Below are 24,406 nucleotides of genomic sequence, written 5' to 3' on the forward strand. Positions count from 1 at the left end.
CTGTGTCTTTGCGTCGCCGAGCCGGCTTCGCCCCCCTGGTCGGTCATGGCCCGATCATCACATCGACTCTTTGCCGGTTGCAACGAAGTACACGCCGGGTCACTCGGATGTGGCCGGAACCGCATCCGCGCACACGACAGCGCCCGGAACCGTGAAGGCTCCGGGCGCTCTGCCGCAGGAAGTTCTCAGGTCACGGCATCGCGTGCACGTGCGCTCCCACCGTGTTGGACCAGGCGTTGCCCGACGACGCGTCCCAGTTGGTGGACCAGGTCATCGCGCCGCGGAGGTCGGGGTAGGTCCTGGAGGGCTTGAAGGTGCCGCAGCCCGTGCCCTTGGAGAGGCAGTCCAGGGCGTTGTTCACCACCGTGGGGGAGACGTAGCCGCTGCCGGCGCCGCTCGTGGAGGCCGGGAGGCCGAGGCCCACCTGGGACGGGGAGAGGCCGCCCTCCAGCTGGATGCAGGCGAGCGCGGTGAGGAAGTCGACCGAGCCCTGGCTGTAGACCTTGCTGTCGCAGCCCAGCATGGAACCGCTGTTGTAGTACTGCATGTTGACGACCGTGAGGATGTCCTTGATGTTCAGGGCCGTCTGGAAGTAGGAGTTCGACGTCGACTGCATGTCGATCGTCTGCGGGGCCATCGTGATGATCAGGGACGAGCCCGCCTTCGACGACAGCGAGCGCAGGGCCTGGGTCATGTACGTCGCGTTGAGGCCGTTCTCCAGGTCGATGTCGACGCCGTCGAAGCCGTACGTCTGCATCAGCGAGTAGACCGAGTTCGCGAAGTTCGCCGCCGACGCCGAGTCGTTGATCGACACCGTGCCGTTCTGGCCGCCGATCGAGACGATGACCTTCTTGCCGGCCGCCTGCTTGGCCTTGATGTCCGCCTTGAACTGGTCGACCGTGTAGCCGCCGAGGCCCGCCGAGTCCAGGTTGAAGGAGACCGCGCCCGGCGTCGAGGTCGCGTCGGCGAAGGCCACCGCGATGATGTCGTAGGCGGACGGGACGTCGGAGATCTTCTGGACCTTCGCGCCGTTGTTGAAGTTCTGCCAGTAGCCCGTCACGGCGTGCTTGGGCACCGAGCCGCCCCCGCCCCCGCCGCCGGTCGCGGACGTCGTGCCCGTCACGGCCGCCGACTTCGCCGACTCGCCCGCCGCGTTGGTCGCCGTCACCTGGAAGGAGTACGACGTCGACGCCGCGAGGCCCGTCACCGTGGCCGAGGTGCCGGTCACCGCCGTCACCTTCGTACCGTTGCGGTAGACGTTGTAGCCCGTCGCGCCCGAGACCGCCGACCAGGTCAGGGAGACCGACGAGGAGGTCGTGCCCGAGACGGTCGGACCGCCCGGGGCGGCCGGGACGGTCGGGGCCGGGTCGCCGCCTCCGCCGCCGTCGGGGCCGTAGACCGAGACGTCGTCGGCGTAGTACGCGGCCTGTCCGTACCAGCCGTGCGTGTAGACGGTGACCGAGGTCGTGGACGCCCCGGTGGTGAAGGTCGTCGTGAGCTGCTTCCAGGACGCGGAGTCGGGGGTCCAGGTGGAGACGTCCGTGGTGCCCGTGCCCGTCACGCCCAGGTAGGAGTAGCCGCCCTGGACCCAGGCGCTCAGCGTGTACGTCGCGTTGGGCTTGACCGCCACCGACTGGGTGCACTTGGCGTTGTCCTGCCCGGCGGGGGTCGCCTTGAGGGCGGCCGTGCCCCCGTGCACCGGCGAGGAGACCGTCGCCCCGCTGCCGGCCGTGCACGTCCAGTTGGCGAGGCCCGACTCGTAGCCGGCGTTCCTGACGTTGTTGACGTCCGCCGCGGACGCGGGGGAGGCGGCGGCGAGGCCGGCGACCGACAGGGCGAGGGCGGTGGCGGCGGACCACGCCGCGAGCCGCCCGCTGCGGGGTCTGGGTGTGCCTGGTGCGCGGTCCACTGGGGCCTCCGGTGGGGGAGTTCGGCGGGGAGAGGTGAGGAACGGTGGCCACCGCTGGCGTACAAGTTGGTCCAGACCAATCCGGGTGTCAAGAGGTCCAGACCAAAACCGTTTCCGTCCGTCGGCACAACCTGTCCGGTTTTGGCGGGACTTGCGTCAGGAGAGTTGCGCGCGAGCTTCACAAACGCTGTTCTCCGGTCTCACGGCCGTGGATACAGTGCTCAGGTAGTCACGCAGTGAAGTCGTCCCGGCGCACGGGAGTCACCCCGGTGGGCCGGCGGCGGGTGGGAGAGCGGGGAGCTGCGCGTGCCAACTGCCATTGCCGTGACCAGCGCCGACATGGCGCTGCCGGCGCAGGACGAACGGACCATGCCCGCCGTCGTGCTGCGCGACATCGCCCGGCGACCGCTGGACCACGTCCTCACCGAGCTCTACGCCCTCATCGAACAGTACGGATACGTGGTGGTCGTCTGTTCACCGGCCACCCCGGAACCCGTCGTACGACGGCTGCACACCCTGCGCTCCCTGCTGGAGAGCGACCGCATCGCCCTGTTCCGGCCGGAGTTGCCGCCCCTCGGCATCGCCGTCCTGGCCCGGCAGCTGCGCCAGCTCGCCTCCTGCGACCTGAGCCCGGGCGTGCTCGCCTCGGCCGGGCGCCTGCTCACCCACTACATCCACGCCGGCGCCGTCCTCGGCTCCGTCGCCAAGCTGGACCGCGTCCCCGTCGGACTGAAGGCGCACGCCAAGTCCTGGGTGCCCGGCAGCCAGTTCGCGGTACTCGCCCACCCCGAGCCGCAACTCGTGCGGATCGCTCCCGACGTCACGCTGAAGGGACCCGAGTTCGGCACCTGGCTGCTCGTCGCCAAGGGGCAGCTGCAGAGCGACTGGGCCGCCGGCCTCGGCACGGCGTGGAACGCGCACGGCGTGCGCGAGACGCCGCTGCCCGCCGAGTCCCCGGTGTGGTGGGGGACCGGCCGGATGATCGAGTTCTGCAGTTACCTCGCGGACCTCTCGGTGCTCTACCAACTCGTCACGTCCGTGCGGCAGACCAGCTGCCACTGGTGCGGCCTCGACGTCATCGGCGACCGCTGCGTCTTCTGCTCGGCCACCCCGCCCGGCCACGAACCGCCCGCTCCCCGCGCCCTGGAGCAACGCACGCCCGCCTGACCGGACCGACCCCGGGCCGCCGGCCCGGCCCGACACTCACATCCCGCTCGACCGATTCCCCCAATGAGGTTGCACGGTTCATGAACTCCCGTCAGCGCCGCGGCGTGATACTCCTGATCCTGTCGGTCCTGTGCGCTCTCGGCGCGTTCGCCGGCGTCCTCTCCGTCATCCGCGACGTGAACTCCAAGGTCGGCCCCGAGGTCACCGCCTACCGGGTGAAGTCCAAGGTGGAGCCGTACACCGCCCTGAGCACCGGCCAGTTCGAGAAGATCGAGATGCCGAAGAGGTGGCTGTCCGCCAACGCCGTGACCGACCTCCGCCAGATCCGGGGCAAGATCGCCGTGACCACGCTGCAGTCCGGCTCGCTGCTCCAGACCGACATGATCGTCGACCAGCCCGCCCTCCAGGCCGGGCAGCAGGAGGTCGCCATCATGATCGACGCGGCCACCGGCGTCGCGGGCAAGATCACCCCGGGCTCGCGGGTCAACGTCTACGCCACCTTCGAGGGGAAGAAGGAGGCCGATCCCGACCAGTCGAAGATCATCGTCACCAACGCCCGTGTCCTCGACGTCGGTCACATCACCGCCCTCGACCCCGACCGCAGCAAGGACCAGCAGCAGCCCACCGAGGCCGTCCCCATCACCTTCGCGCTGTCCACCCTCGACGCCCAGCGCATCACCTACGCCGAGTCCTTCGCCCAGCGCGTCCGCCTGGCGCTGGTGGCACCCGGCGGCGGGACCAGCGTCCCGGACAAGGACCGCACCTACGAACTCGTGACGGACAAGTGAGAGGCGGCCATGCCCACCAGGATCCTCCCGGCCGGTTCGGACCCGGACGCCGTCCGCTCCCTCACCACCCTGCTCAGCCAGCTCCCCGACGCCGAACCGCAGCCGCCGGCCGCCGACTCCACCCATCTGGTCGACACCCTCGCCCGGCTCGCCGCCGAGTCCGTCGACGAACTCCCGGAAGTCGTCGTCGTCCATGAGCGCATCGGCCCCGTACCGGCGCTGGAGCTGATCCGCGAGGTCGCGCTGCGCTTCCCGGCCGTCGGCGTCGTCCTCGTCACCACCGACGCGAGCCCCGGCCTGTTCGCCGCCGCCATGGACTCCGGCGCCCGCGGCCTGGTCGCGCTCCCCCTGTCGTACGAGGAGCTGGCCGGCCGCGTCCAGGCCGTCGCCCAGTGGTCGACGGGCGTACGGCGGCACCTCGGCCACGGCGCCGACGTGCTCGGCGGAGCCGGCGGTACCGTCGTCACGGTCAGCGGGGCCAAGGGCGGCACCGGCGCCACCCTGACCGCCATCCAGCTGGCCCTCGCCGCCCAGGCCTCCGGCCGCGCCACCGCACTGGTCGACCTCGACCTGCAGACCGGCGACATCGCCTCCTACCTGGACATCCAGTTCCGCCGCTCGGTCGTCGACCTCGCCACCATCACCGACATCTCCCCGCGCGTCCTCGCCGACGCCGTCTTCCGGCACGACACCGGCCTCGCCCTGCTCCTCGCGCCCGGCGAGGGCGAACGCGGCGAGGAGGTCACCGACCGCGCGGCCCGGCAGATCGTCAGCGCCCTGCGCTCCCGCTACGAGATCGTCGTCATCGACTGCGGCTCCCAGCTCGGCGGGGCCGGCGCGGCGGCCGTCGAGATGGCCGACACCGCCCTGCTGGTCACCACCCCCGACGTCATCGCCGTACGCGCCGCCAAGCGGACGGTACGGATGTGGGACCGGCTCCAGATCCGCAAGGCGGAGGAGACGACCGTGGTCGTCAACCGGCACACACGGAACACGGAGATCCAGCCGGCCCTCGTGCAGCGCATCACCGGCACGGCACTGGCGCGCACGGCCGTCCCCGCCAACTTCAAGGAACTCCAGGCGGTGGTGGACGCGGGCCGGGTGCACGAACTCGACGCCAAGAGCACCGTTAAGCAGGCGCTGTGGGCACTCGCGGGCGAACTGGGGCTGGTGAAGACCGGCGGCGAGGGCGCGCACCGGGGCACGGGCCGCGGTGCGCCCGGCTTCCGGCGGCGGAAGGAGTGAGCGGCCCGTGAAACGCGGTGGGGACCGAGGACAGGTCAGCATCGAGTTCCTGGGGATGACTCCCCTGATCGTGCTGACGCTGGTGCTGATGTGGCAGGCCGTGCTCGTGGGATACACCTTCACGCTCGCCGGGAACGCCGCGGACGAGGCGGTGCGGGCGGGGACGGCCGCGCCGCCGGGCGGTGCGCGGCAGGCGGCCTGCTCGGCGGCGGGGATGAAGAACCTGTCGGCCGCGTGGAGGGGAGGCGCCGAGGTGAACTGCAACCCGAGCGGATACGTCACGGCCAGGGTCGAGCTGCACGTCCCCGTCCTCTTCCCCGGCCTGATCGACTTCCCGGCCACGGTGACCGGTCACGCCGGTGCCGTCGAGGAGGTGAAGCACTGAGATGCCGTGCCGCCGACGACGTGACCGCGGCCAAGTGGCCATCGAGTACCTGGGGTTCGTACCGATCCTGCTGCTCGTGGGCATGGCCGGCATCCAGATCGGTGCCGTCGCCTACGCCGCCGAGCAGGCCGGTACGGCCGCCCGGGCCGGGGCACGCGCCGCGTCCCTGCACCAGGACGCGCAGGCGGCGTGCGCCCAGGCCGTGAGCGGCGGGCTCACCGTGTCGTGCGGCGAGGGCGGAGGCGGAGCCGGCTCGGTCACGGTCACCGCCGAAGTGGACATCCCGCAGATCGTCCCCGGCTGGGACCTCGGCAAGGCCACCAAGTCCGCCACCATGCCGCTCGACCACTGAACGAGGAGCCGCCGACCATGAGCCTGCGGGCACGCATCAGCACTCCGGAGGAGCACGGCAGCCGGGGCGAGGACGGGCACCTGGTCGCCTCCTACCGGGCCAAGCTGCTGGAGGAGATCGACCTAGCGGAGATGAGCTCGCTGGCCGCCGCCGAGCGCCGGGCGCGGCTGGAGCGGGTGCTCGGGCACATCATCAGCCGCGAGGGCCCGGTCCTGTCGACGGTGGAGCGCTCGCAGCTGATCCGCCGGGTCGTGGACGAGGCCCTCGGCCTCGGCATCCTGGAACCCCTGCTGGAGGACGCGTCGATCACCGAGATCATGGTGAACGGGCCCGACGCGATCTTCGTCGAACGCGGCGGCCGCGTCGAGCAGTTGCCGCTCCGCTTCGTCTCCGCCGACCAGCTGATGCAGACGATCGAACGGATCGTGTCGACCGTCAACCGGCGCGTCGACGAGTCGAACCCGATGGTGGACGCCCGCCTGCCCTCCGGCGAGCGGGTCAACGTCATCATCCCGCCGCTGTCGCTGACCGGCCCGATCCTCACCATCCGCCGCTTCCCGCGCTCCTTCACCCTCCAGGAGCTGATCTCCTTCGGCTCGCTCGACGAACAGATGGTGTACCTGCTGGCGGGACTGGTGCAGGCCAAGTTCAACATCATCGTCTCCGGGGCGACCGGCACCGGGAAGACGACCCTGCTCAACGCCCTCTCCGGGCTGATCCCCTCGCACGAGCGCATCATCACCATCGAGGACTCCGCCGAACTCCAGCTCCAGCAGAGCCATGTGGTCCGGCTGGAGTCGCGGCCGCCGAACGTCGAGGGCAAGGGCCAGGTCAGCATCCGCGACCTGGTCCGCAACTCGCTGCGCATGCGCCCCGACCGCATCGTCGTCGGCGAGGTCCGCGGCGGCGAGTCCCTCGACATGCTCCAGGCCATGTCCACGGGCCACGACGGCTCCCTCGCCACCGTGCACGCCAACAGCGCCGAGGACGCCCTCACCCGCTTGCAGACCCTCGCCTCCATGTCGGACGTCGAGGTGCCCTTCGTGGCGCTGCACGACCAGATCAACAGCGCGGTCGACGTCCTCGTCCAGCTGACCCGGTTCGCCGACGGCGCCCGCCGCATCACCGAGATCGCGCTGCTCGACAGCCACGGCGGGGACCCGTACCGGCTGGCCACCGTGGCCCGCTTCGACGCGCGGCCCATGACCCCGGACGGCCGGGTGTACGGCACCTTCCAGTACTTCCCGCTGCCCCGCCGTACCGCCGACCGCCTCTACATGGCGAGCCAGCCCGTCCCGCAGGCCTTCGGAGTCGCCCACTCCGCCGACCAGCTCGCCACCCGAGAAGCCAGGTAGGTAGGCCACCCCCCATGGAACTCCACACCCTCGTCCAGCTCACCACCGGAGTGGCGCTGCTGACCTGCGTCCTGGCGGTGGCCGGCGTGCACGCCTACGCCTCCGGGCGGGCCCAGCGCGCCGCCCTCGTCGACCGCCTCGCGCTCACCGGCCCCCACGCGGGGACCGGCCGGACGCGCCGCTTCCGCGACCTCGACCGGCGCCTGCGCCGCACCCGCTTCGGCCGCTGGCTCGAACTGCGGCTGGCGGCGACCGGCCTGGACGTCACCCCCGGCGAGTTCTTCGTCTACCTGCTCGCCACGGTCGCCGCGCTCTGGCTGATCGGCCAGGCCGCCCTGGCGCCCTTCTTCGGCCCGATCGCCGGGCTCCTCGGCATCTGGGCGGCGGTCCAGTTCCTCAACTGGCAACGGCAGAAACGCATCGAGCGGTTCATCAACCAGCTCCCCGAACTGGCCCGCATCCTGGCCAACGCCACCCAGGCCGGCCTGGCCCTGCGCACCGCCATCGGCATGGCCGCGGAGGAACTGGAGGCACCGGCTGGCGAGGAACTGGCCAAGGTCGACGACCAGCTCGCCATCGGACACTCCCTGGACGACGCGCTGGGGGAACTCGCCGACCGCCTCCCCTCCCGCGAACTGGTCGTCCTCGTCACCACCCTGGTCCTGTCGAACCGGGCGGGCGGCCAGGTGGTGTCCGCCCTGCGCAACCTGACCGAGACGCTGGAGGAACGCAAGGAGACCCGGCGCGAGATCCGCACCCAGCTCTCCCAGGTCACGATGACGTCGTACGCCGTCCCGGTCCTGGGGATCGGCGCCCTGTTCCTGATGAACGGCGTCAAGGACGGCGCGCTGGAACGCATGACCGGCTCCCCGGTGGGCCAGGCCTGCGTGATCATCGCGTTCGCTCTGTACGCCGTCGGATTCGTCCTCATCCGGCGGCTCAGCCGGATCGACGTGTGAGGGGGCGGTTACCGTGGAACTCCTGCTCGCACTCGTGATGGGCCTCGCGGTCTGGGGTGTCTTCGCCGGCATCCGCATGTACCGCGCCGACGCCAAGCTCCCCGGCGACCTCGCCGTGGCCCTGGAGGTCGGCGCCACCCGCACCGGCGCGGTGGGCTCGGTCATCGACCGCATGGGCATGCGCTACGCGCCCGCCGTGCTGCGGTTGATGGGGCCGCGGCTGGTCGCCAGGTACCGGCGCAGGATCGACCTCGCCGGCAACCCGGGCGGACTGACCATCGACCGGTACGCGGCCCGCCGCGCGGTCTACGGCGCGCTCGGCGGCGTCGGCTTCCTGGTCTTCCTGCTGCGGGGGCAGTGGTTCGTGGCCCTGCTCCTGCTGCTGTTCGGCGCGTTCTGGACCGAGGTCGGCATCTGGTCCGCGATCCGCGTCCGCAAGGACGTCATCGAGCGCACCCTGCCGGACTTCCTCGACGTGCTGGCGGTCGTGGTCAGCGCGGGCCTCGGTTTCCGCCAGGCCCTGGACCGGGTCGCGTCCCGCTACGAGGGCCCCTGGGCCGACGAACTCCGCATCACCCTGCGCCAGATGGACCTGGGCATGAGCCGCCGCCAGGCCTTCGCGGAGCTGCGCCGGCGCAACGACTCCGAGCAGGTGGCCATGTTCGTCACGGCACTCCAGCAGGGCGAGGAACTGGGCGCCCCGATCGTGGACACCCTGGTCTCCCTGGCCAAGGACATGCGCCGCACCGACGCGCAGAACGCCCGCCGCAAGGCCGCCCGGGCGGTTCCCAAGGCGACGCTGATGATCACCACGTTCATGGTCCCGGCGACGATGCTCCTGCTGGGCGCCGGACTGCTGCTCGGCTCCGGAGTGGACTTCGGTTCGCTCACGGGGAAGTGAGGCGGACATGACGGCGACAGGGCTGACGGGAGCCGGAGGACACGTGGGGGACGCGTCCTTCGGGGGCCAGCGGCGACTACGGACGGCCACCGGCCGGCTGGCGCGGCGGGCCGGGGGCCGGCCCGGGCAGGACCGGCGGGCCCGAGGCCGGCGGGAAGGACGTCCGGCGGCCGGGACCGACCCGCTGTCCGCGGCCGACCCGAGGCCTGCGGCCGATCCGCGGTCCGGAGCCGACTCGCACTCCGCGACCGGGGCGGGTCAGGGCGTGCTGCCGACCGAGCCGTCGGAGAAGATCCAGGTGCGGGCGCTGCAGGCGATGTGCCGGCAGGTCTTCGGCTTCCGGCTGGCCATGATCGCCGTGGCCGCCCCCGCCGCGCTGCTCAACGCCGCACCCGGCCTGGGCGCACGCCTGGTCGGCGCCGCGGTGGTCGTCACGTTCATGATGTCCTACGTCCTCTTCCGCGACTGGGCCCGCTTCGGCCCCCTCCTGCTGCGCCACCCCAGCCTGCTCGCCGTCGACACCCTCTTCGGCTCCTTCCTGCTCGTCTCGGCGGGCCCGGACACCACCCTCGCCTACGTCAGCGTCTGCACCCCGCTCGTGGCGGGCCTGGTCTACGGCTGGCGCGGTGCGGCCTGCTTCGCCTCGCTCCAGTCGCTGATCCTGCTGCTGGTGCACGCCACCCTGAAGGCCGACCGGCACGCGCCCGTCGCCGAGGCCCTGCTCCTGCCCGGCCTGTGCGTCATCGCCGGTGCCATGGGCTCCACCCTGCGCAACCTGATGCTCCGCTTCGGCGCCGCGACCCAGGCTCTGACCACGGTGCAGGCGCGCCTCGCGGCGGCCGAGGCGGTGAGCGCGGAACGGGCCCGCCTGGCACGCGAGATGCACGACTCCGTGGCCAAGACCCTGTACGGCGTGGCGCTGGCCGCGGACGGACTGGCGGCGACCGCCTCCACGGACGCGCCCGATCCCGACCGCATAAGACAACAGGCGGAGCTGGTGTCCCGTTCGGCGCGCAGGGCGGCGGCGGAGTCGCGGGAGTTGCTGACGGACCTGCGACGCGAGCGGCCGGGCCGGGCGGAGGAGACGGCGGCATGGCGCGAACTGCACGCGCGCGTGCTCGACTTCGGCGCCCGCACCGGTCTTCCGGTCCACTGCCACTGGCCGGTCCCGGCCGGCCTCCCGCCGTTGTCCGCGAGCACGGGCCGCCATGTCCTCGCCATCGTCGTGGAGGCGCTGGAGAACGCGCACCGGCACGCGTCCGCGACCCGGGTGGACGTACGGGCCGCGGTCCATGGCGACCTGCTCCGGATCACCGTGCACGACGACGGCGCCGGACTCCCGCCCGGCACCACGCTCGAAGACCTGCGCACCTCGGGCCACTTCGGCCTGCTCGGCATGGTCGAACGCGCCGCACAGGCGGGCGCCCGCCTCCGTGTCGGCCGGGGCGGCCACGCACGGGGCACGGAGGTACGGCTGGAACTCCCGCTGCGGGCCCGCCCCGTGACCGCCCCCACCGATCGTCCCGCCCACCCGTCCTCCCCGGACGCCTGAGAGGAGGTACCGATGCGGCACACCCGTCCCCGGCCGGACTTCCCGCCCTCCGCGCCCGTGACCCCGCCCCTGCGGCTGCTGGTCGCCGACGACAACCCCGTGGTCCGCGCGGGCCTGACCGCCCTGCTGTCCGGCCGTGAGGACACCACGGTGGTGGCGGAGGCGACGGACGGCCGTGAGGCCTACGAGGCGGCGCTGCGGTGCCGGCCCGACGTGATCCTGCTCGACGTCCGCATGCCCGGGGTGGACGGAATCTCGGCGTTGCCCCACCTGGTGCGGCTGGCTCCCGTCATGATGCTGACGTACAGCCACGAGGCGGAGACCGTGCGGGAGGCGCTGCGGCTGGGGGCGGGGGGATACCTGGTGCACGGCGAGTTCACGACCGAGCAGTTGGTGCGGGCGGTGCGGGACGTGCGGGAGGGGCGGCCGCATGTGACACCGGGGGCGGCGAGGGCGTTGCTTCCCGAGCCCCAGTCGAGTGCACCTGCACACGTGGAGTGCGAACCGCCGCTTATTTCGGAGGAATTACCCCCCATTCCTCTTTCGCAACTGCAACGTCCTGTGGGAGAGTCGTATCGGTCGCGGTTCCGGCTGAGTACGAGGGAGGCGGAGATCATGGACCTCATCGCGTCCGGCATGACCAATCAGCAGATCGCCGCCGCCTGCTTCATCAGCGAGAAGACGGTCAAGAACCACATCAACCGCATCTTCGCCAAGCTCGACAGCACGACGAGGTCCCAGGCGGCCGCGAAGTGGCTGGGGGTGGCGTGAGATGGCGACACGGGCGAGCGGCACGCCCCACGAATGGGCCTGGGGTTGGGCCCTGGGGCCCTGGGGTGTGTGCGGGGTGGGCTTCTACGTTTGCGGGATCCGAAGTGGAGCCGGAGGGGAACACCATGAGCGACTGGTTCTTGAAGTTGATGGTGGCCATGCACCGTCGCGACGACGACCGGGGGCAGACCGCCGTCGAGTACCTCGGGATCATCGCCGTGGTCGTGGCGATCGTGCTGGCGGTTACTGGTACCAGCATCGGTCAGTCGATCATGCAGAAGATTCTTGCGAAGATCAACGAGATCACCTGACGCTTTCGCGTAGACACAAGGACGCAGGGCAGGCCTTCCCCATCTACATCACGGTGGTGGCGGGCCTGCTCTTTCTTGCGCTCGCCTACCTGGCGGTGGGCCAGGCCGCCGTGAACAGAAGTGGCGCGCAGACGGCAGCCGATGCGGCAGCGCTGGCGGCGGCTCAGAACAAGCGAGATGAGCTTGCGGCCCTCTGGCTGGACGATCTGCGGGACCCGGCCAAGTGGCCCGACATCCTGGACGGGACAGCAGCAGTGGGGAACCCGTGTGGGCGTGCCGGACAGCTTGCCGAGCAGAACCACTCCCGCCTCGACGGCTGCAATGCGCTCTCGCCGCTCAAGTACCAGGCGGAGGTGACGAACAACGAGTCCGTCGGAGAATCCGTCGTTCCCACCACCGAGAACATCCGTGCGTCGGCCACAGCCATCGCCGAGATCGAACCGCTCTGCTCGTTCAAGCCCCTCGGCGAGGACGCCGAAGCTGAAGCGTTGCCCGAGCTCACCTGTGACGGCAAAGTCTGGGAACTTGATCCGGACGACCGAGAAGGGCTGCCGAAGCCCGAGGATCTCTTCGATGTCCACCTGGCCGGCTGACAAGCGAACGACGAGAGAAGAAGGAAGCGCAGAGATGAGCATTCGGTTCACTGCGAAGGCCCACAAGGGGGTGGTCGCGCTGACCCTCGCCGTCGGCCTCGCCGTCAGTGTGGCCGGCTGCGGTGGTGGCGGGAACGACGACAAGAAGCCCCAGGCCTCCGCTTCCGCCTCCAAGGGCAGAGGATCGGGCCCGAGCACTCAAGAGGGCCAGTCCGAGACCCCGCTGGCCGAACTCAAGGGAACGGAGGGTCTGCTCCTGCAGGTCACCTCGGCACAGCGCGACGCTGGGGGCTTCGTCACGGTGAGCGGCAACCTGAAGAACGACGGCGGGAAGTCCGTCGTGGTGCCGCCGCAAATGAGCGGCGACGAGACGGAGATCGTCAAGCACGGCTTGTCCTTGGGTGGTGCGACCCTTGTCGATCCCAAGGGCAAGAAGCGGTACTACGTACTGCGCGACACGGAAGGCCGCCCCCTCACCACGACAGGCCTCGGCACTCTTCAGGGTGGTCAGTCGCTTCCGGTGTTCATGCAGTTCCCCGCTCCACCCACGAACACCACCGAGGTGACCCTCCAACTGCCCACGTTCTCCAGCGCCGGCATCCAGATCTCCGGGTGAGGCCACAGTGACCACCGCTCCCCGTCTCGCTCTCGCCCTCGGCGCCGCCGGGCTTCTGCTGGCCGCCGGGCTGCACGGTGCCGATCCCGCACGGGCCGACGACACCGACCCCAGCAACCCCCCCGGTACCGAACCCTCCGCCACCGCCCCCGTGAAGGTCGACCCCACCGATCCCGATCTGAAGTTGCCCGAGGGGGCCACCCTGGCGGAGGCCAAGGTGCTGGACATCAAGTCGGTCGTGGAGGACCAGAGCGGGGACGAGCGGCGGGAGGACACCAACGCCGACGTCACCTTCGCCCTCCAGGCCGAGGTGCTGTTCGGCAAGGACAGCGCCAAGCTCGGCACGGACGCGAAGGCCCGCATCGCGGCCATCGCCGACGAGATCAGGAAGCAGAACGCGACCCAGGTCCGCGTCTTCGGCTTCACGGACAACCTGGGCAGTTCCGCCCACGGCGACGTCCTGTCCAAGCAGCGCGCCAACGCCGTCCAGGCCGTCCTGGACCAGGACCTGAACGAGCCCGGCATCACCTTCGAGGTGCGCGGCTACGGCGAGCAGTACCCGATCGCCGACAACTCCACCGAGGAGGGCCGGCGCAAGAACCGCCGGGTCGAGGTCACCTTCCCCCGCCCCCAGGGGTGACGGAGCCGCCCACCTCGTAGTCGAACCAGATCCGATGGGTGCCGTCCGCGTCGATCGACAGACCGCCGGCCCCTCGGATCCCGGTCAGCGCGCCCGTCCCGCTGCCCGGCACGATCACGAAGAACTCGGCCTCCCTGCCCTCCCCGAGGGTCGTGCCCGAGTGGGCGAAGTTGAAGGTGCCGCCCTGTCCGTGCAGGGTCCCCTCGAACGACTCCATCGCGACATAGGTGCCGGTCGCGGCGGCCTGGTCGTACGCCGCGGTGAACAGGGTCACCGATCTCCCGCCGATTTCGCCGTCGTACCGCTTCCGCATGGTGGCCACCCCGACGGGCACCGCCGTCTCGACCGCCGGCTCCGGCAGCCGTACCGCTGCCGGAGCGAACTCCTCGACCGTGAACGTCCCTGAAGCTCTCATGCCCGGATGCTAGGCCGCCCCACCGACAACGGCCTCGACCTCGACCCGTACCCCCGCCACCAGCCCCCAGCCCGCCATCGCCCCCGCCCGCGCCTCCAGCACGTGCCGGGCCCGCGGCCGTGGCAGGCCCAGGCGGCCGGGACGCATCGTGCGGACCGCGATGACGGTCGACCGGCTGTCCAGGTAGGCGACGTCGATCGGCATCCGCATCCCGAAGGTGTGCACCCCGCTCGCGGGCGACAGCAGCATCGCCCCGTCGATCGCGTCACGGCCCAGCAGCCCCTTCGTACGGGCCCGGTACGACGCCGCGATCTCCAGGGGCACGGTGACGGCCGCCGCGTCCCCGGAGCCTCCCCCCACGATCAGCCGTCCCCGTCCGTCCCGCCAGCGTTCCCGCCGCCCCATGACCCGACTCCCCTCTCCGCGCCGGCCTCGGCATCAACAGCCGCCGGACGAAATCCCGTTGTCCTCATCCCGTCCTCCCCACTAGGAAGGGCGACATGACTCGACTCGGTGTGGTCTTCCGCCCCCAGCTTCCTCCCGAGCGGCTGCGGGCCGTCACCCGGACGGCGGACGACGTGAGCCTCGAAGAGCTGTGGTTGTGGGAGGACTGCTTCCGGGAGGGCGGCATCTCCACCGCCGCAGCGGCGCTCGCCTGGTCGGAGCGGGTGCGGGTCGGCGTGGGGCTGCTGCCCGTCCCCCTCAGGAACGTGGCCCTCACCGCGATGGAGACCGCCTCACTGCACCGGATGTTCCCCGGCCGCGCCACCGTCGTGGTCGGACACGGGGTGCAGGACTGGATGGCGCAGGTGGGCGCCCGCCCCGCGTCCCCGCTCACCCTGCTCGGCGAACACCTCGACGCCCTGCGCGCGCTGCTCGCCGGCCAACGGCTCACCGTCCGGGGGCGGTACGTCACCCTGGACGACGTCGGACTCGACTGGCCCCCGGACACCCCGGCGCAGGTGTTCGCCGGCGCCACGGGCCCCCGTACGCTGCGGCTGTCGGGCGCCCGGGCCGACGGCACCGTCCTCACCGCGTCCACCTCACCGGACGGCGTACGGCGGGCCCGGCAGCTCGTCGACGAGGGGCGGCGGGAGACGGGCCGCACCGATCCCCACACGGTGGTCGTCTACCTGCTCGCCGCCACCGGGGCCGGCGCCGAGACACGGCTGCGCGCCGAACTCGCCGCCGAGGGACTGGAGTCGGCCCAGGACGTCGGGGTCGCGGGGGACGCGACCGCGGTGGCCCGAGCGGTGCGCCGGCTGGCCGAGGCAGGAGCGGACACCGTCGTCCTCCAGCCGACCGGGGACGAACCCGACCCGGAGGGCTTCGTGCGCTTCACCGCCGAGGAAGTGCGGCCTCTGGTGCCGTAGATCCGCGGGAAGGCCCCGGTGTCGGTGGCGGCTGCCACACTTCCCGGCATGGCGGACGCGACGCGGGACACGGGCGGAGAGCGGGGCGGGCACCCCGAGGTGCGGCTGCGCGCCGTCGTCGAGGCGGACCTGGAACTGTTCCTGGACCACGAGCACGATCCGGAGGCGGTCCGGCGGTCGAGGTTCACCCCGCGGCCGCGGGACGCCTTCCTCGCCCACTGGCGGCAGCGCGTCCTGGGAGATCCCGACTGCCTCGTGCGGACGGTCACCGTGGACGGAGAGGTCGCCGGTAGCTTCGTGTCCTGGACGCAGGACGGCCGCCGGTTCCTCGGGTACTGGCTCGGCCGGCCGTACTGGGGCCGTGGCGTCGGCACCCGGGCCCTCGCCCTCTTCCTCCGCGAGGAGCCGGCCCGCCCGCTGTACGCCGATCCGTTCGCCGGCAACGCGGCCTCCGTGCGCCTGTTGGAGAGACACGGCTTCGAGCGCGCCGGCACGGTCCGGCACGGCGAGAACGAACACCTCCTCCTCGTCCTCCCCGCACCCGCCGCCCCGGCCGCTCGCCCGGCCCCGGCCGGCCCGGACGAAGCCCGCTAGGGACGGTCCCCGGTCGCGCCGTCGATCAGCTCGCGCAGGATGTCCATGTGCCCGGCGTGCCGCGCGGTCTCCTCGATCATGTGGACCAGGGTCCAGCGCAGGGAGACGCCGACGTCCCGCCAGGCGGGACGCCCCTCGGCGTCCAGCGCCAGCGCGTCGATCGCGCGGTCGGCGGCGGCGCGGGCACGGCCGTAGAAGGCGACGATCCGTTCCGTCGTCTCGCCGGGGGAGACCCGCATGTCGTCGTGGGGGTCGAACCAGAAGGGCTCGGCCTCGCGGCCGAACGTCTCCACGAACCAGCCGTACTCGACCGCGGCCAGATGCTTGACCAGGCCGAGCAGGTTGGTGCCGGTCGGTGTCATCGGGCGGCGCAGCTGCTCGTCGTCGAGGCCCTGAAGCTTCCCGAGCACGATGTCCCGGTGCCGGTCCAGGCTGGCGTGCAGGGTGTCCTTCTCCCCGGCGAAGTAAGTCGTCGTCATGCGGGCGGAAAGTAGCAGGACGCACCGACAACCGGCTGCGATCATGGGTGTCATGACAGCGAACCGATCCTTCGCGGACCTCGTGGCCGAGGGCGCCGCGGCGCCCACGGACGGCTGGGACTTCTCCTGGTTCGAGGGCCGGGCCACCGAGGCGCGGCCCTCCTGGGGGTACGCCCGGTCGGCGGGGGAGCGGCTGGTCGGTGCGCGGGCGGCGCTGGACGTGCAGACCGGCGGCGGCGAGGTGCTGGACTTCGCGCTGGGCACGGCGGGGCCGGACCGCCCGGACGCGGTCGCCGCCACGGAGGGCTGGCCGCCGAACGTCGCCAGGGCGACGGCGCTGCTGCGGCCCCGCGGGGTGGTGGTCGTCGCGGCCGCGGACGACGCGCCGCTGCCGTTCGCCGACGCGGCGTTCGACCTGGTGCTCAGCCGCCACCCGGTCCGGCCGTACTGGGACGAGATCGCCCGGGTGCTGCGCCCGGGCGGCACCTACTTCGCGCAGCACGTCGGACCCGCGAGCGTCTTCGAGCTGGTCGAGTACTTCCTGGGCCCGCAGCCCGAGGAGGTGCGGTCCGCCCGTGACCCGGAGCGGGAGCGGGCCGGTGCCGAGGCGGCGGGCCTCGTCGTGGCCGGTCTGCGGGCGGAGCGGCTGCGGATGGAGTTCCACGACGTCGCGGCGGTCGTCCACTTCCTGCGGAAGGTTGTCTGGATGGTGCCCGGCTTCACGGTCGAGGCGTACGAGCCGCGGCTGCGCGCGCTGCACGAGCGGATCGGGAAGCAGGGGCCGTTCGTCGCGCACAGCACCCGGCACCTCTTCGACGTCCGCAAACCGGACAGCTGACCAAACGGGGCATACGCGGGCTTACCCGGCAGGCTTTGCTCGCCGTTCCCCCGGGGTTTCCACATTGTTATCGGCTCCGGTTCACATCAGCCTCACCGGTCACGTAAGTTCAGACCAAGGTAATTCGCGCCAGCAAAGCTGCGCGGGCTGGCACCGCGCAGAGGAGGGGGCTGCGCGGTGCCGACAGGCCGGTGAGCCTCTCCCATTCCGCATCCCGCGTCGAGCGGAACCGTCAAGTCCGCCGTTCGCCGGCCGGGTAGCCCGTCAGGGGGACGGCGGAGCGACATGCCGTTCTATCGCCAATATGGCGCAAACCCTCTGAATTCCTCTGCATCCAGCAGGATTTACCTGGGATTCGGATGCGAATCGGCCACGAAGCGCCCCTGAATCCCACCTTCCGCACCCACCGGGGCGTCGCCGGATGATTCCGGAGAGTAGTTGTGTCGCGCCGATGCACCCACCATCCCTCACGAAGGGTTATGGTGGAAACCCCCCCTCGGGCCGGTCCGTCTCCCCCCCACGGACCGGCCCGTTTTTTCATGGGCCGGTCCGCAACCGCCGGCCGCCGGCCCCCGTCCCACACGGGGTCCCGGGGCTGTCTTCCGAGGTACGGCCCCACCGCGTGCGCGCGGCACGCCTCTGCGGACCGGCGACCGACGGCGAGACCGTGTCGGGACCCACCCAAGCCCCGGGCCGGGACCGGGCCTCCGGCAGCGGTAGGCTCAACGGCTCCGGCACCCCATACCCCCGCGCCAACCCCCGGAGGGCCACGTGAACCTGCGCGACAAGCTGCGCGGCCTGCTCGTCAGGCTCTACGCACGCCGGGTGGAAGGCCACCTCGACCACGACCAGGTGCCCAAGCACATCGGCGTCATCATGGACGGCAACCGCCGCTGGGCGAAGGCGTCCGGCTCCACCACCGTCCACGGCCACCGGGCCGGCGCCGAGAAGATCGAGGAGTTCCTCGGCTGGTGCTCCGAGACGGACGTCGAGGTCGTCACCCTGTGGCTGCTGTCCACGGACAACTTCGACCGTCCGGCGGACGAGCTCGTCCCCCTGCTCGGCATCATCGAGGACGTCGTCCGCACCCTCGCCGCCGACGGCCGCTGGCGCGTGCACCACGTCGGCACGCCCGACCTGCTGCCCTCGCAGATGCAGACCGCGCTGAAGGAGGCCGAGGAGGCCACCGCCCACATCGACGGGATAGTGGTCAACGTGGCCATCGGCTACGGCGGCCGGCAGGAGATCGCCGACGCCGTGCGCTCCATGGTCCTCGACGCCCGGGACAAGGGCGTGACGATGGAGGACCTCGCCGAGTCCGTCGACGTCGACATGATCGGCCGTCACCTCTACACCCGGGCCCAGCCCGACCCGGACCTGGTCATCCGCACCAGCGGCGAGCAGAGGCTGTCCGGATTCATGCTCTGGCAGACCGCGCACTCCGAGTACTACTTCTGCGAGGTCTTCTGGCCGGCCTTCCGCAAGGTCGACTTCCTGCGCGCCCTGCGCGACTACGCCGCACGTCACCGCCGCTACGGCGGCTGACCGCACACCGCACCGCCCCGTCGCCGCCCGGCGCCGGGGCGGTTGCCGTATACCCCGGTTCGGGTGGATGTAACAAGGAGTTCACCGGTGCGCTGTTGGCTGCATTTGCATGGCGGTGCATGTTCGAGGGCATAAGCCAAGCAGGTCGACACCCGAACCACGGGCGTCGGATCTCAGCGGGCGGCACGGGGCCGTCCGCCCGGGAGGCCCTTTGCACCAGCCCGACCGTGCGATCGCTGCACGGAAGCAGCCGCGGAGGGCCGGTATCCGGCCCGCCGTGTGCGGAGGCCGGAAACCGGTCCAGCTCCACTTCGTCGCTCCCCGACCTCATCCGAGGGGGTACGTCCTTCCGTGGTGACCAGCACAAAGCGCCACAAGCCAGACCGGCGCACCTATGTTCTCGACACCAGCGTCCTGCTGGCCGACCCGAACGCCCTGACCCGCTTCGACGAGCACGAGGTCGTGCTCCCCGTCGTGGTGGTCACGGAGCTGGAGGCCAAGCGGCACCATCCCGAACTCGGCTACTTCGCCCGCCAGGCACTGCGCCTGCTGGACGACTACCGGGTGAAGTACGGTCGCCTCGACGCCCCCATCCCGATCGGGGAACTCGGCGGAACGATCCGTGTCGAGCTCAACCACTCGGACCCCAGCGTGCTGCCCACCGGCTACCGCTTGGGGGACAACGACTCCCGCATCCTCGCGGTGGCCCGGAACCTGCAGGCCGAGGGGTTCGACGTCACCGTGGTGTCGAAGGACCTGCCCCTGCGGATCAAGGCCTCGTCCGTGGGCCTGCTGGCCGAGGAGTACCGGGCCGAACTCGCCATCACGGAGAACTCCGGCTGGACCGGAATGTCCGAACTGACACTCTCCGGCGAACAGGTCGACCTCCTCTTCGAGGAAGGGCACGTGTACGTCCCGGAGGTCTCCGACCTCCCCGTGCACACCGGCCTGACCATCCAGTCCGAGCGCGGCAAGGCGCTCGGCCGCGTCACCGCCGAGGGCAACGTCCGGCTGGTGCGCGGCGACCGGGAGGCGTTCGGCATCAAGGGGCGCAGCGCCGAGCAGCGCATCGCGCTCGACCTGCTGCTCGATCCGGACGTCGGCATCGTCTCGATGGGCGGCCGGGCCGGCACCGGCAAGTCGGCGCTCGCGCTGTGCGCGGGCCTGGAAGCGGTCCTGGAGCGCCGCCAGCACCAGAAGGTGATGGTCTTCCGTCCGCTGTACGCGGTCGGCGGGCAGGAGTTGGGCTATCTGCCCGGTTCCGAGGCGGAGAAGATGAGCCCGTGGGCGCAGGCCGTCTTCGACACCCTCTCCGCGGTCACCAGCCGCGAGGTCATCGAGGAGGTCACCGCGCGCGGGATGCTGGAGGTCCTCCCGCTCACCCACATCCGCGGCCGCTCGCTCCACGACGCGTTCGTGATCGTGGACGAGGCGCAGTCCCTGGAACGGAACGTCCTGCTGACCGTTCTGTCCCGGATCGGCGCCAACTCGCGGGTGGTTCTGACCCATGACGTGGCACAGCGGGACAATCTGCGCGTAGGCCGCTACGACGGCGTGGTCGCCGTGGTGGAGAAGCTGAAGGGGCATCCGCTCTTCGCCCACGTCACGCTGACGCGGTCGGAGAGGTCCCAGATTGCCGCCCTTGTGACCGAAATGCTGGAGGACGGCCACATCTGACCCTGAGGAAGGCCCATTCGGCGCCGTCCGGCAAAGGCACAGGAGCCTAGCCGGGCGGTGCCTTCGCGTGTGGGGGTTTCCTGAAATCACCAGGGCCAAACGGGATGTGAGCTTTCACACGCAACACAGAATTGCCACGCGGCGTCCGGTTACGGCAGAGTCTCACTCCTGTCAGGCCCCGCATACGACACACCTGTACCCCCAGCGGTACGGCACCACAGCAACACCACCAACTTCACAGAGTTCGTCGTATGCCGCCCGAGCACCACGCGGCGCTCCCCTCGGGGGAGTTGCCCACCGGGCCCGCGCCTCCCGTGACCCCGCAGTTGGGAGGCCAGTGCCAAGGGGCACGATTGCGTCCGCCAGGGTCACCGAAGCGGGCGATGCTGGAAGGAAACCGTGTGAGCCGGATTTCGGTCCGGGGATTCGCAGTGGCCTCGGCCACCGCGGTCACCGCCGTCGGAAGCGTTGTCGGCGTTGCCTCGGGCAGCGTCGCGCAGAACAACAACGACGCAGAGACGACGGCAGCCGACACCACGCTCCTCGCGGACATACCCGCGGGTCAGCAGGCCCAGGTGCAGACCGCGTCCCTGACGCAGCAGGCCGACGCTCAGGCCATCGCCGCCGACGCGGGCGCCAAGAAGGACGCCGAGGCAGCAGCCCGCAAGGCCGCCGCCGAGACCGCCATCGCGAAGAAGGCGGCCGCCGAGAAGGCGGAGAAGGCGGCCAAGGAGGCCAAGGAGCGTGCCGAGACGAAGGCCGCGGCCAGCCGCGACGACGTCCGCGACTCCTCCAGCTTCCCCACCCAGAGCAGCTACACCGTGGCGCAGATCCAGGCGATGGCGCGTCAGATGGTGGGCGGCGGCCAGTTCCAGTGCTTCAGCAACATCGTGGACCACGAGTCCAGCTGGAACTACAAGGCGGTCAACGCCTCCTCCGGTGCCTACGGTCTCTTCCAGGCCCTGCCCGGCTCCAAGATGTCGTCCGTCGGCGCCGACTGGCAGACGAACCCCGCCACGCAGATCAAGTGGGGCCTCAACTACATGAACAGCCGCTACGGCAGCCCGTGCCAGGCGTGGTCGTTCTGGCAGGCCAACCACTGGTACTAGGCCGCCCGACGGTCCTCGGTACCGAGCCGACCGGCTCCGCTCAACCTCGCGCAGCCCCTCCCCGTCCTCAGGGGAGGGGCTTTCGCACTGTACGGTCGTATCGGAACGACTCCAGGGGGGAGCGTGGCGAGCACCCGGGGACGCGGGGAAAGAGGACGGATGATGTCGCGAGTGCCAGGTTGGCTCGGCCGGCTCGGCGCCAATCTCACCGAGATGGGCGAGCGTCTGGACGAGCGCCGCGCCGAGGTGGAGAAGGAGCACGCCGAGTCCGAACCGGCCGACGCGTCTGCCGCCGCCGTCGACCCGGCGCCGGTCCGCCGGCCCGCGCCGCCGGCCGGGCCCCGGCCCGATCCGGCGCAGGCGGTGCCGTGGGGTGTCCGGGTAGCGGCCGAGGCCGGCTGGCGCCTGCTGGTGCTCGCCGGCACCGTGTGGGTGCTGATGCGGGTCATCAGCGCGGTCCAACTGGTCGTCTTCGCCTTCGTCATCGCCCTTCTGGTCACCGCGCTGCTCCAGCCGACGGTGGCCCGGCTGATGCGGCACGGGGTGCCGCGGGGCCCGGCGACGGCGCTCACCGCCATCCTCGGCTTCGTGGTCATCGGCCTGATGGGCTGGTTCGTGACCTGGCAGGTCATGGAGAACATCGACACGCTCTCCACGCAGATCCAGAACGGCATCGATGATCTGCGCAACTGGCTACTGAAGAGTCCCTTCCACGTCACAGACAAGCAGATCAACCAGATCGCCAAGAACCTGCGCGAGGCGATCGGGGCCAACACCGACCAGATAACGTCCGCGGGTCTGGAGGGAGTTCAGGTCGTCGTCGAGGCGCTGACCGGCATCCTGCTGGTGTTCTTCTCGACGCTGTTCCTGCTCTACGACGGTGTGCGCATCTGGCAGTGGTTCCTGAAGCTGGTGCCCTCCGCCGCCCGTCCGGGCGTGGCCGGTGCCGGCCCGCGCGCCTGGCGCACCCTGACCGCCTACGTCCGCGGCACGGTCCTGGTCGCCCTCATCGACGCCGTCTTCATCGGCATCGGCATCTACTTCCTCGACGTGCCGATGGCCGTGCCGCTGGCCGTCTTCATCTTCCTGTTCTCGTTCATCCCCCTGGTCGGCGCGGTCGCCTCCGGCGCGCTCGCGGTGATCGTCGCGCTCGTCACGCAGGGCGTCTTCACCGCGGTCATGACGCTCGCCGTGGTCCTCGCGGTCCAGCAGATCGAGGGGCACGTGCTGCAGCCGTTCATCCTCGGCCGCGCGGTCCGCGTCCACCCGCTGGCGGTCGTCCTGACGGTCGCGGCCGGCGGCATGGTGGCCGGCATCGGCGGCGCGGTGGTGGCCGTCCCCCTGGTGGCGGTGACGAACACGGTCGTCGGCTATCTGCGCCAGTACGCCCAGGAGCAGCAAGTCGGCGCCGAGGAGCGGGTGCAGGAGCCCGGGAGCGGGCCCCCGGCCACGACGGAAGCGGCGCCGACGGCCCACGTACCGGCGCCCACCGCGGACGAGCCGGCCTAGGCGGGCGCGCCCCGCGCGCCGGTGAACGCGCGCCGCTGAACGGGCGACGGCCCCTGCCCGTGGAGGGCAGGGGCCGTCGGCGTTCTCGCGGCGGACTACTCGGCCGAGTCGGCCAGCACCGCCTCGGCGTCCAGGGTGACGCCGACCGCCTGGATCACGGAGGCGATCTTGAAGGCCTCCTGGACGACGTCGCGTTCGACGCCGGCCTTGCGGAGCACCTGCTCGTGCGAGTCGAGGCACATGCCGCAGCCGTTGATCGCGGAGACCGCGAAGGACCACAGCTCGAAGTCGACCTTCTCCACGCCCGGGTTGCCGATGACGTTCATCCGCAGGCCCGCGCGCAGGGTGCCGTACTCGTGGTCGGACAGCAGGTGGCGGGTCCGGTAGAAGACGTTGTTCATCGCCATGACGGCGGCGGCCGCCTTGGCGGCGGTGTACGCCTCCGGCGTCAGGTTCGCCTTCGCCTCCGGCTCCAGTTCACGCAGCACGATCGGGGAACGGGAGGCGATGGCGGTCGCCAGCACCGTGCCCCACAGCTGCTGCGCGGGCAGGTCCGAGTTGCCGATGACCGAGCCCAGGTTGAGCTTCAGGTCCTTGGCGTAGTCGGGTACGCGGGACTTCAGGGAGTCGAGCGACATGGGTCACTCACCGGCCAGCAGCGCGACCGGGTCCAGGGTGTCCTCGCCCTTGCTCCAGTTGCAGGGGCACAGCTCGTCGGTCTGCAGGGCGTCCAGGACCCGCAGGACCTCCTTGGGGTTACGGCCCACGGAACCGGCGGTGACCATGGTGAACTGGATCTCGCGGTTCGGGTCGACGACGAAGACGGCGCGCTGCGCGAAGCCGTCCTCACCCTCGATGCCCAGCTCGCGCATCAGCTCGTGCTTGGAGTCGGCCATCATCGGGAACGGCAGGTCGGTCAGGTCCGGGTGGTCCTTGCGCCAGGCGTGGTGCACGAACTCGGAGTCACCGGAGAAGCCGAGGATCTGGGCGTCACGGTCGGCGAACTCGTCGTTCAGCTTCCCGAACGCGGCGATCTCGGTCGGGCACACGAACGTGAAGTCCTTGGGCCACGCGAAGACCACGAGCCACTTGCCCTCGTAGGACTTGTGGTGGATCTCCTCGAACTCCTTGCCCTTCTCCAGCGAGACGCAGGCGGTCAGTTCGAACTCGGGGAACTTGTCACCGACAGTGAGCACACGCTCTCCTTGCAGCGAGGAAGCGCCCCTTTTGAGGGCGATTCCCATGGGTTGGACTGAAACGATGTTGGCACAGCATGCATTGATTCGGGAAATAGCTACACTCGGTCATGTTGATCGGAGGTAG

General features: G+C 70.9%; 27 protein-coding genes. 21 read left to right on the forward strand and 6 right to left on the reverse strand.

Features of this window, described 5'->3' with window-relative positions; genetic code table 11:
- Positions 1 to 190 precede the first annotated feature (190 nt).
- On the reverse strand, positions 191 to 1,909 hold the full coding sequence (locus N8I86_RS24215; RefSeq protein WP_263278704.1) for a chitinase: 1,719 nt from the start codon (positions 1,907 to 1,909) through the stop codon (positions 191 to 193).
- Between the two features lie 324 nt (positions 1,910 to 2,233).
- Here N8I86_RS24215 and N8I86_RS24220 point away from each other — a divergent pair, with 324 nt between their 5' ends.
- The 14 genes from N8I86_RS24220 (at position 2,234) to N8I86_RS24285 (ending at position 13,544) form a co-directional block, all read left to right on the forward strand.
- A complete protein-coding gene (locus tag N8I86_RS24220) occupies positions 2,234 to 3,076 on the forward strand; it encodes a hypothetical protein (protein ID WP_073889115.1) in 843 nt (280 codons plus the stop codon).
- A gap of 80 nt (positions 3,077 to 3,156) precedes the next feature.
- Positions 3,157 to 3,864 (forward strand): Flp pilus assembly protein CpaB, encoded by a 708-nt coding sequence (gene cpaB / locus N8I86_RS24225; protein ID WP_123436822.1) that lies wholly within the window; start codon positions 3,157 to 3,159, stop codon positions 3,862 to 3,864.
- A gap of 9 nt (positions 3,865 to 3,873) precedes the next feature.
- Positions 3,874 to 5,109, forward strand: a complete 1,236-nt coding sequence (locus tag N8I86_RS24230; protein WP_123436821.1) for an AAA family ATPase — start codon at positions 3,874 to 3,876, stop codon at positions 5,107 to 5,109.
- Between the two features lie 55 nt (positions 5,110 to 5,164).
- Positions 5,165 to 5,494: a septum formation initiator gene (locus tag N8I86_RS24235; RefSeq protein ID WP_073890390.1), complete on the forward strand. Its 330-nt coding sequence runs from the start codon at positions 5,165 to 5,167 to the stop codon at positions 5,492 to 5,494.
- A 1-nt stretch (position 5,495) separates the two neighbouring features.
- Positions 5,496 to 5,846 carry a TadE/TadG family type IV pilus assembly protein gene (locus tag N8I86_RS24240; RefSeq protein ID WP_073889119.1) on the forward strand — a complete coding sequence of 117 codons (351 nt, stop codon included), beginning with the start codon at positions 5,496 to 5,498 and terminating at the stop codon, positions 5,844 to 5,846.
- Between the two features lie 17 nt (positions 5,847 to 5,863).
- Complete coding sequence (locus N8I86_RS24245) at positions 5,864 to 7,201, forward strand: CpaF family protein (RefSeq protein WP_073889120.1); 1,338 nt, start codon at positions 5,864 to 5,866, stop codon at positions 7,199 to 7,201.
- Positions 7,202 to 7,215: 14 nt separating this feature from the next.
- The gene (locus N8I86_RS24250) at positions 7,216 to 8,160 is read left to right on the forward strand and encodes a type II secretion system F family protein (RefSeq protein WP_263278705.1); all 945 of its coding nucleotides are present in this window, start codon (positions 7,216 to 7,218) and stop codon (positions 8,158 to 8,160) included.
- A 13-nt stretch (positions 8,161 to 8,173) separates the two neighbouring features.
- The gene (locus tag N8I86_RS24255) at positions 8,174 to 9,061 is read left to right on the forward strand and encodes a DUF5936 domain-containing protein (protein ID WP_073889123.1); all 888 of its coding nucleotides are present in this window, start codon (positions 8,174 to 8,176) and stop codon (positions 9,059 to 9,061) included.
- A 316-nt stretch (positions 9,062 to 9,377) separates the two neighbouring features.
- Positions 9,378 to 10,613 (forward strand): sensor histidine kinase, encoded by a 1,236-nt coding sequence (locus N8I86_RS24260; RefSeq protein ID WP_263280147.1) that lies wholly within the window; start codon positions 9,378 to 9,380, stop codon positions 10,611 to 10,613.
- Positions 10,614 to 10,625: 12 nt separating this feature from the next.
- Complete coding sequence (locus tag N8I86_RS24265; protein ID WP_263278706.1) at positions 10,626 to 11,384, forward strand: response regulator; 759 nt, start codon at positions 10,626 to 10,628, stop codon at positions 11,382 to 11,384.
- Positions 11,385 to 11,509: 125 nt separating this feature from the next.
- Positions 11,510 to 11,695: a hypothetical protein gene (locus N8I86_RS24270; RefSeq protein ID WP_263278707.1), complete on the forward strand. Its 186-nt coding sequence runs from the start codon at positions 11,510 to 11,512 to the stop codon at positions 11,693 to 11,695.
- Positions 11,692 to 12,288, forward strand: a complete 597-nt coding sequence (locus N8I86_RS24275) for a pilus assembly protein TadG-related protein (RefSeq protein ID WP_263280148.1) — start codon at positions 11,692 to 11,694, stop codon at positions 12,286 to 12,288. The genes N8I86_RS24270 and N8I86_RS24275 overlap by 4 nt, the downstream gene beginning before the upstream one ends.
- A gap of 34 nt (positions 12,289 to 12,322) precedes the next feature.
- The gene (locus N8I86_RS24280; protein ID WP_263278708.1) at positions 12,323 to 12,904 is read left to right on the forward strand and encodes a hypothetical protein; all 582 of its coding nucleotides are present in this window, start codon (positions 12,323 to 12,325) and stop codon (positions 12,902 to 12,904) included.
- A gap of 7 nt (positions 12,905 to 12,911) precedes the next feature.
- The gene (locus tag N8I86_RS24285; protein WP_263278709.1) at positions 12,912 to 13,544 is read left to right on the forward strand and encodes an OmpA family protein; all 633 of its coding nucleotides are present in this window, start codon (positions 12,912 to 12,914) and stop codon (positions 13,542 to 13,544) included.
- Here N8I86_RS24285 and N8I86_RS24290 read toward each other — a convergent pair.
- Together N8I86_RS24290 and N8I86_RS24295 are read right to left on the reverse strand one after the other, a co-directional pair.
- The gene (locus N8I86_RS24290; RefSeq protein WP_073889130.1) at positions 13,519 to 13,959 is read right to left on the reverse strand and encodes a DUF3224 domain-containing protein; all 441 of its coding nucleotides are present in this window, start codon (positions 13,957 to 13,959) and stop codon (positions 13,519 to 13,521) included. The genes N8I86_RS24285 and N8I86_RS24290 overlap by 26 nt on opposite strands.
- A 9-nt stretch (positions 13,960 to 13,968) precedes the next feature.
- Positions 13,969 to 14,364 (reverse strand): DUF192 domain-containing protein, encoded by a 396-nt coding sequence (locus N8I86_RS24295; RefSeq protein WP_263278710.1) that lies wholly within the window; start codon positions 14,362 to 14,364, stop codon positions 13,969 to 13,971.
- Between the two features lie 95 nt (positions 14,365 to 14,459).
- On the opposite strand from N8I86_RS24295, the gene N8I86_RS24300 reads away from it, so the two are divergent.
- The gene (locus N8I86_RS24300; protein WP_404830828.1) at positions 14,460 to 15,332 is read left to right on the forward strand and encodes an LLM class flavin-dependent oxidoreductase; all 873 of its coding nucleotides are present in this window, start codon (positions 14,460 to 14,462) and stop codon (positions 15,330 to 15,332) included.
- A gap of 48 nt (positions 15,333 to 15,380) precedes the next feature.
- Complete coding sequence (locus N8I86_RS24305; RefSeq protein WP_263278711.1) at positions 15,381 to 15,926, forward strand: GNAT family N-acetyltransferase; 546 nt, start codon at positions 15,381 to 15,383, stop codon at positions 15,924 to 15,926.
- Here N8I86_RS24305 and N8I86_RS24310 read toward each other — a convergent pair.
- Positions 15,923 to 16,405 (reverse strand): DinB family protein, encoded by a 483-nt coding sequence (locus N8I86_RS24310; RefSeq protein ID WP_123436814.1) that lies wholly within the window; start codon positions 16,403 to 16,405, stop codon positions 15,923 to 15,925. The two genes, N8I86_RS24305 and N8I86_RS24310, sit on opposite strands and share 4 nt — an antisense overlap.
- A gap of 52 nt (positions 16,406 to 16,457) precedes the next feature.
- Here N8I86_RS24310 and N8I86_RS24315 point away from each other — a divergent pair, with 52 nt between their 5' ends.
- From N8I86_RS24315 to N8I86_RS24335, 5 genes are all read left to right on the forward strand, one after another.
- Positions 16,458 to 17,243: a class I SAM-dependent methyltransferase gene (locus N8I86_RS24315; protein WP_263278712.1), complete on the forward strand. Its 786-nt coding sequence runs from the start codon at positions 16,458 to 16,460 to the stop codon at positions 17,241 to 17,243.
- Positions 17,244 to 18,014: 771 nt separating this feature from the next.
- A complete protein-coding gene (locus N8I86_RS24320) occupies positions 18,015 to 18,788 on the forward strand; it encodes an isoprenyl transferase (RefSeq protein ID WP_073889137.1) in 774 nt (257 codons plus the stop codon).
- A gap of 351 nt (positions 18,789 to 19,139) precedes the next feature.
- Positions 19,140 to 20,465, forward strand: a complete 1,326-nt coding sequence (locus N8I86_RS24325; RefSeq protein ID WP_073889139.1) for a PhoH family protein — start codon at positions 19,140 to 19,142, stop codon at positions 20,463 to 20,465.
- A 383-nt stretch (positions 20,466 to 20,848) separates the two neighbouring features.
- Entirely contained in the window at positions 20,849 to 21,574 is a 726-nt protein-coding gene (locus tag N8I86_RS24330; RefSeq protein WP_093475068.1) for an aggregation-promoting factor C-terminal-like domain-containing protein, read from the forward strand.
- A gap of 162 nt (positions 21,575 to 21,736) precedes the next feature.
- Positions 21,737 to 23,083 carry an AI-2E family transporter gene (locus N8I86_RS24335; RefSeq protein ID WP_123439588.1) on the forward strand — a complete coding sequence of 449 codons (1,347 nt, stop codon included), beginning with the start codon at positions 21,737 to 21,739 and terminating at the stop codon, positions 23,081 to 23,083.
- A 95-nt stretch (positions 23,084 to 23,178) separates the two neighbouring features.
- On the opposite strand, the gene N8I86_RS24340 is transcribed toward N8I86_RS24335, so the two are convergent.
- Positions 23,179 to 23,721: an alkyl hydroperoxide reductase gene (locus tag N8I86_RS24340; RefSeq protein WP_073889143.1), complete on the reverse strand. Its 543-nt coding sequence runs from the start codon at positions 23,719 to 23,721 to the stop codon at positions 23,179 to 23,181.
- A gap of 3 nt (positions 23,722 to 23,724) precedes the next feature.
- Positions 23,725 to 24,279 (reverse strand): peroxiredoxin, encoded by a 555-nt coding sequence (locus N8I86_RS24345; RefSeq protein WP_073889144.1) that lies wholly within the window; start codon positions 24,277 to 24,279, stop codon positions 23,725 to 23,727.
- Positions 24,280 to 24,406: the final 127 nt, after the last annotated feature.

This window comes from Streptomyces albidicamelliae, assembly GCF_025642175.1.
GTDB classification, from domain to species: Bacteria; Actinomycetota; Actinomycetes; order Streptomycetales; family Streptomycetaceae; genus Streptomyces; species Streptomyces albidocamelliae.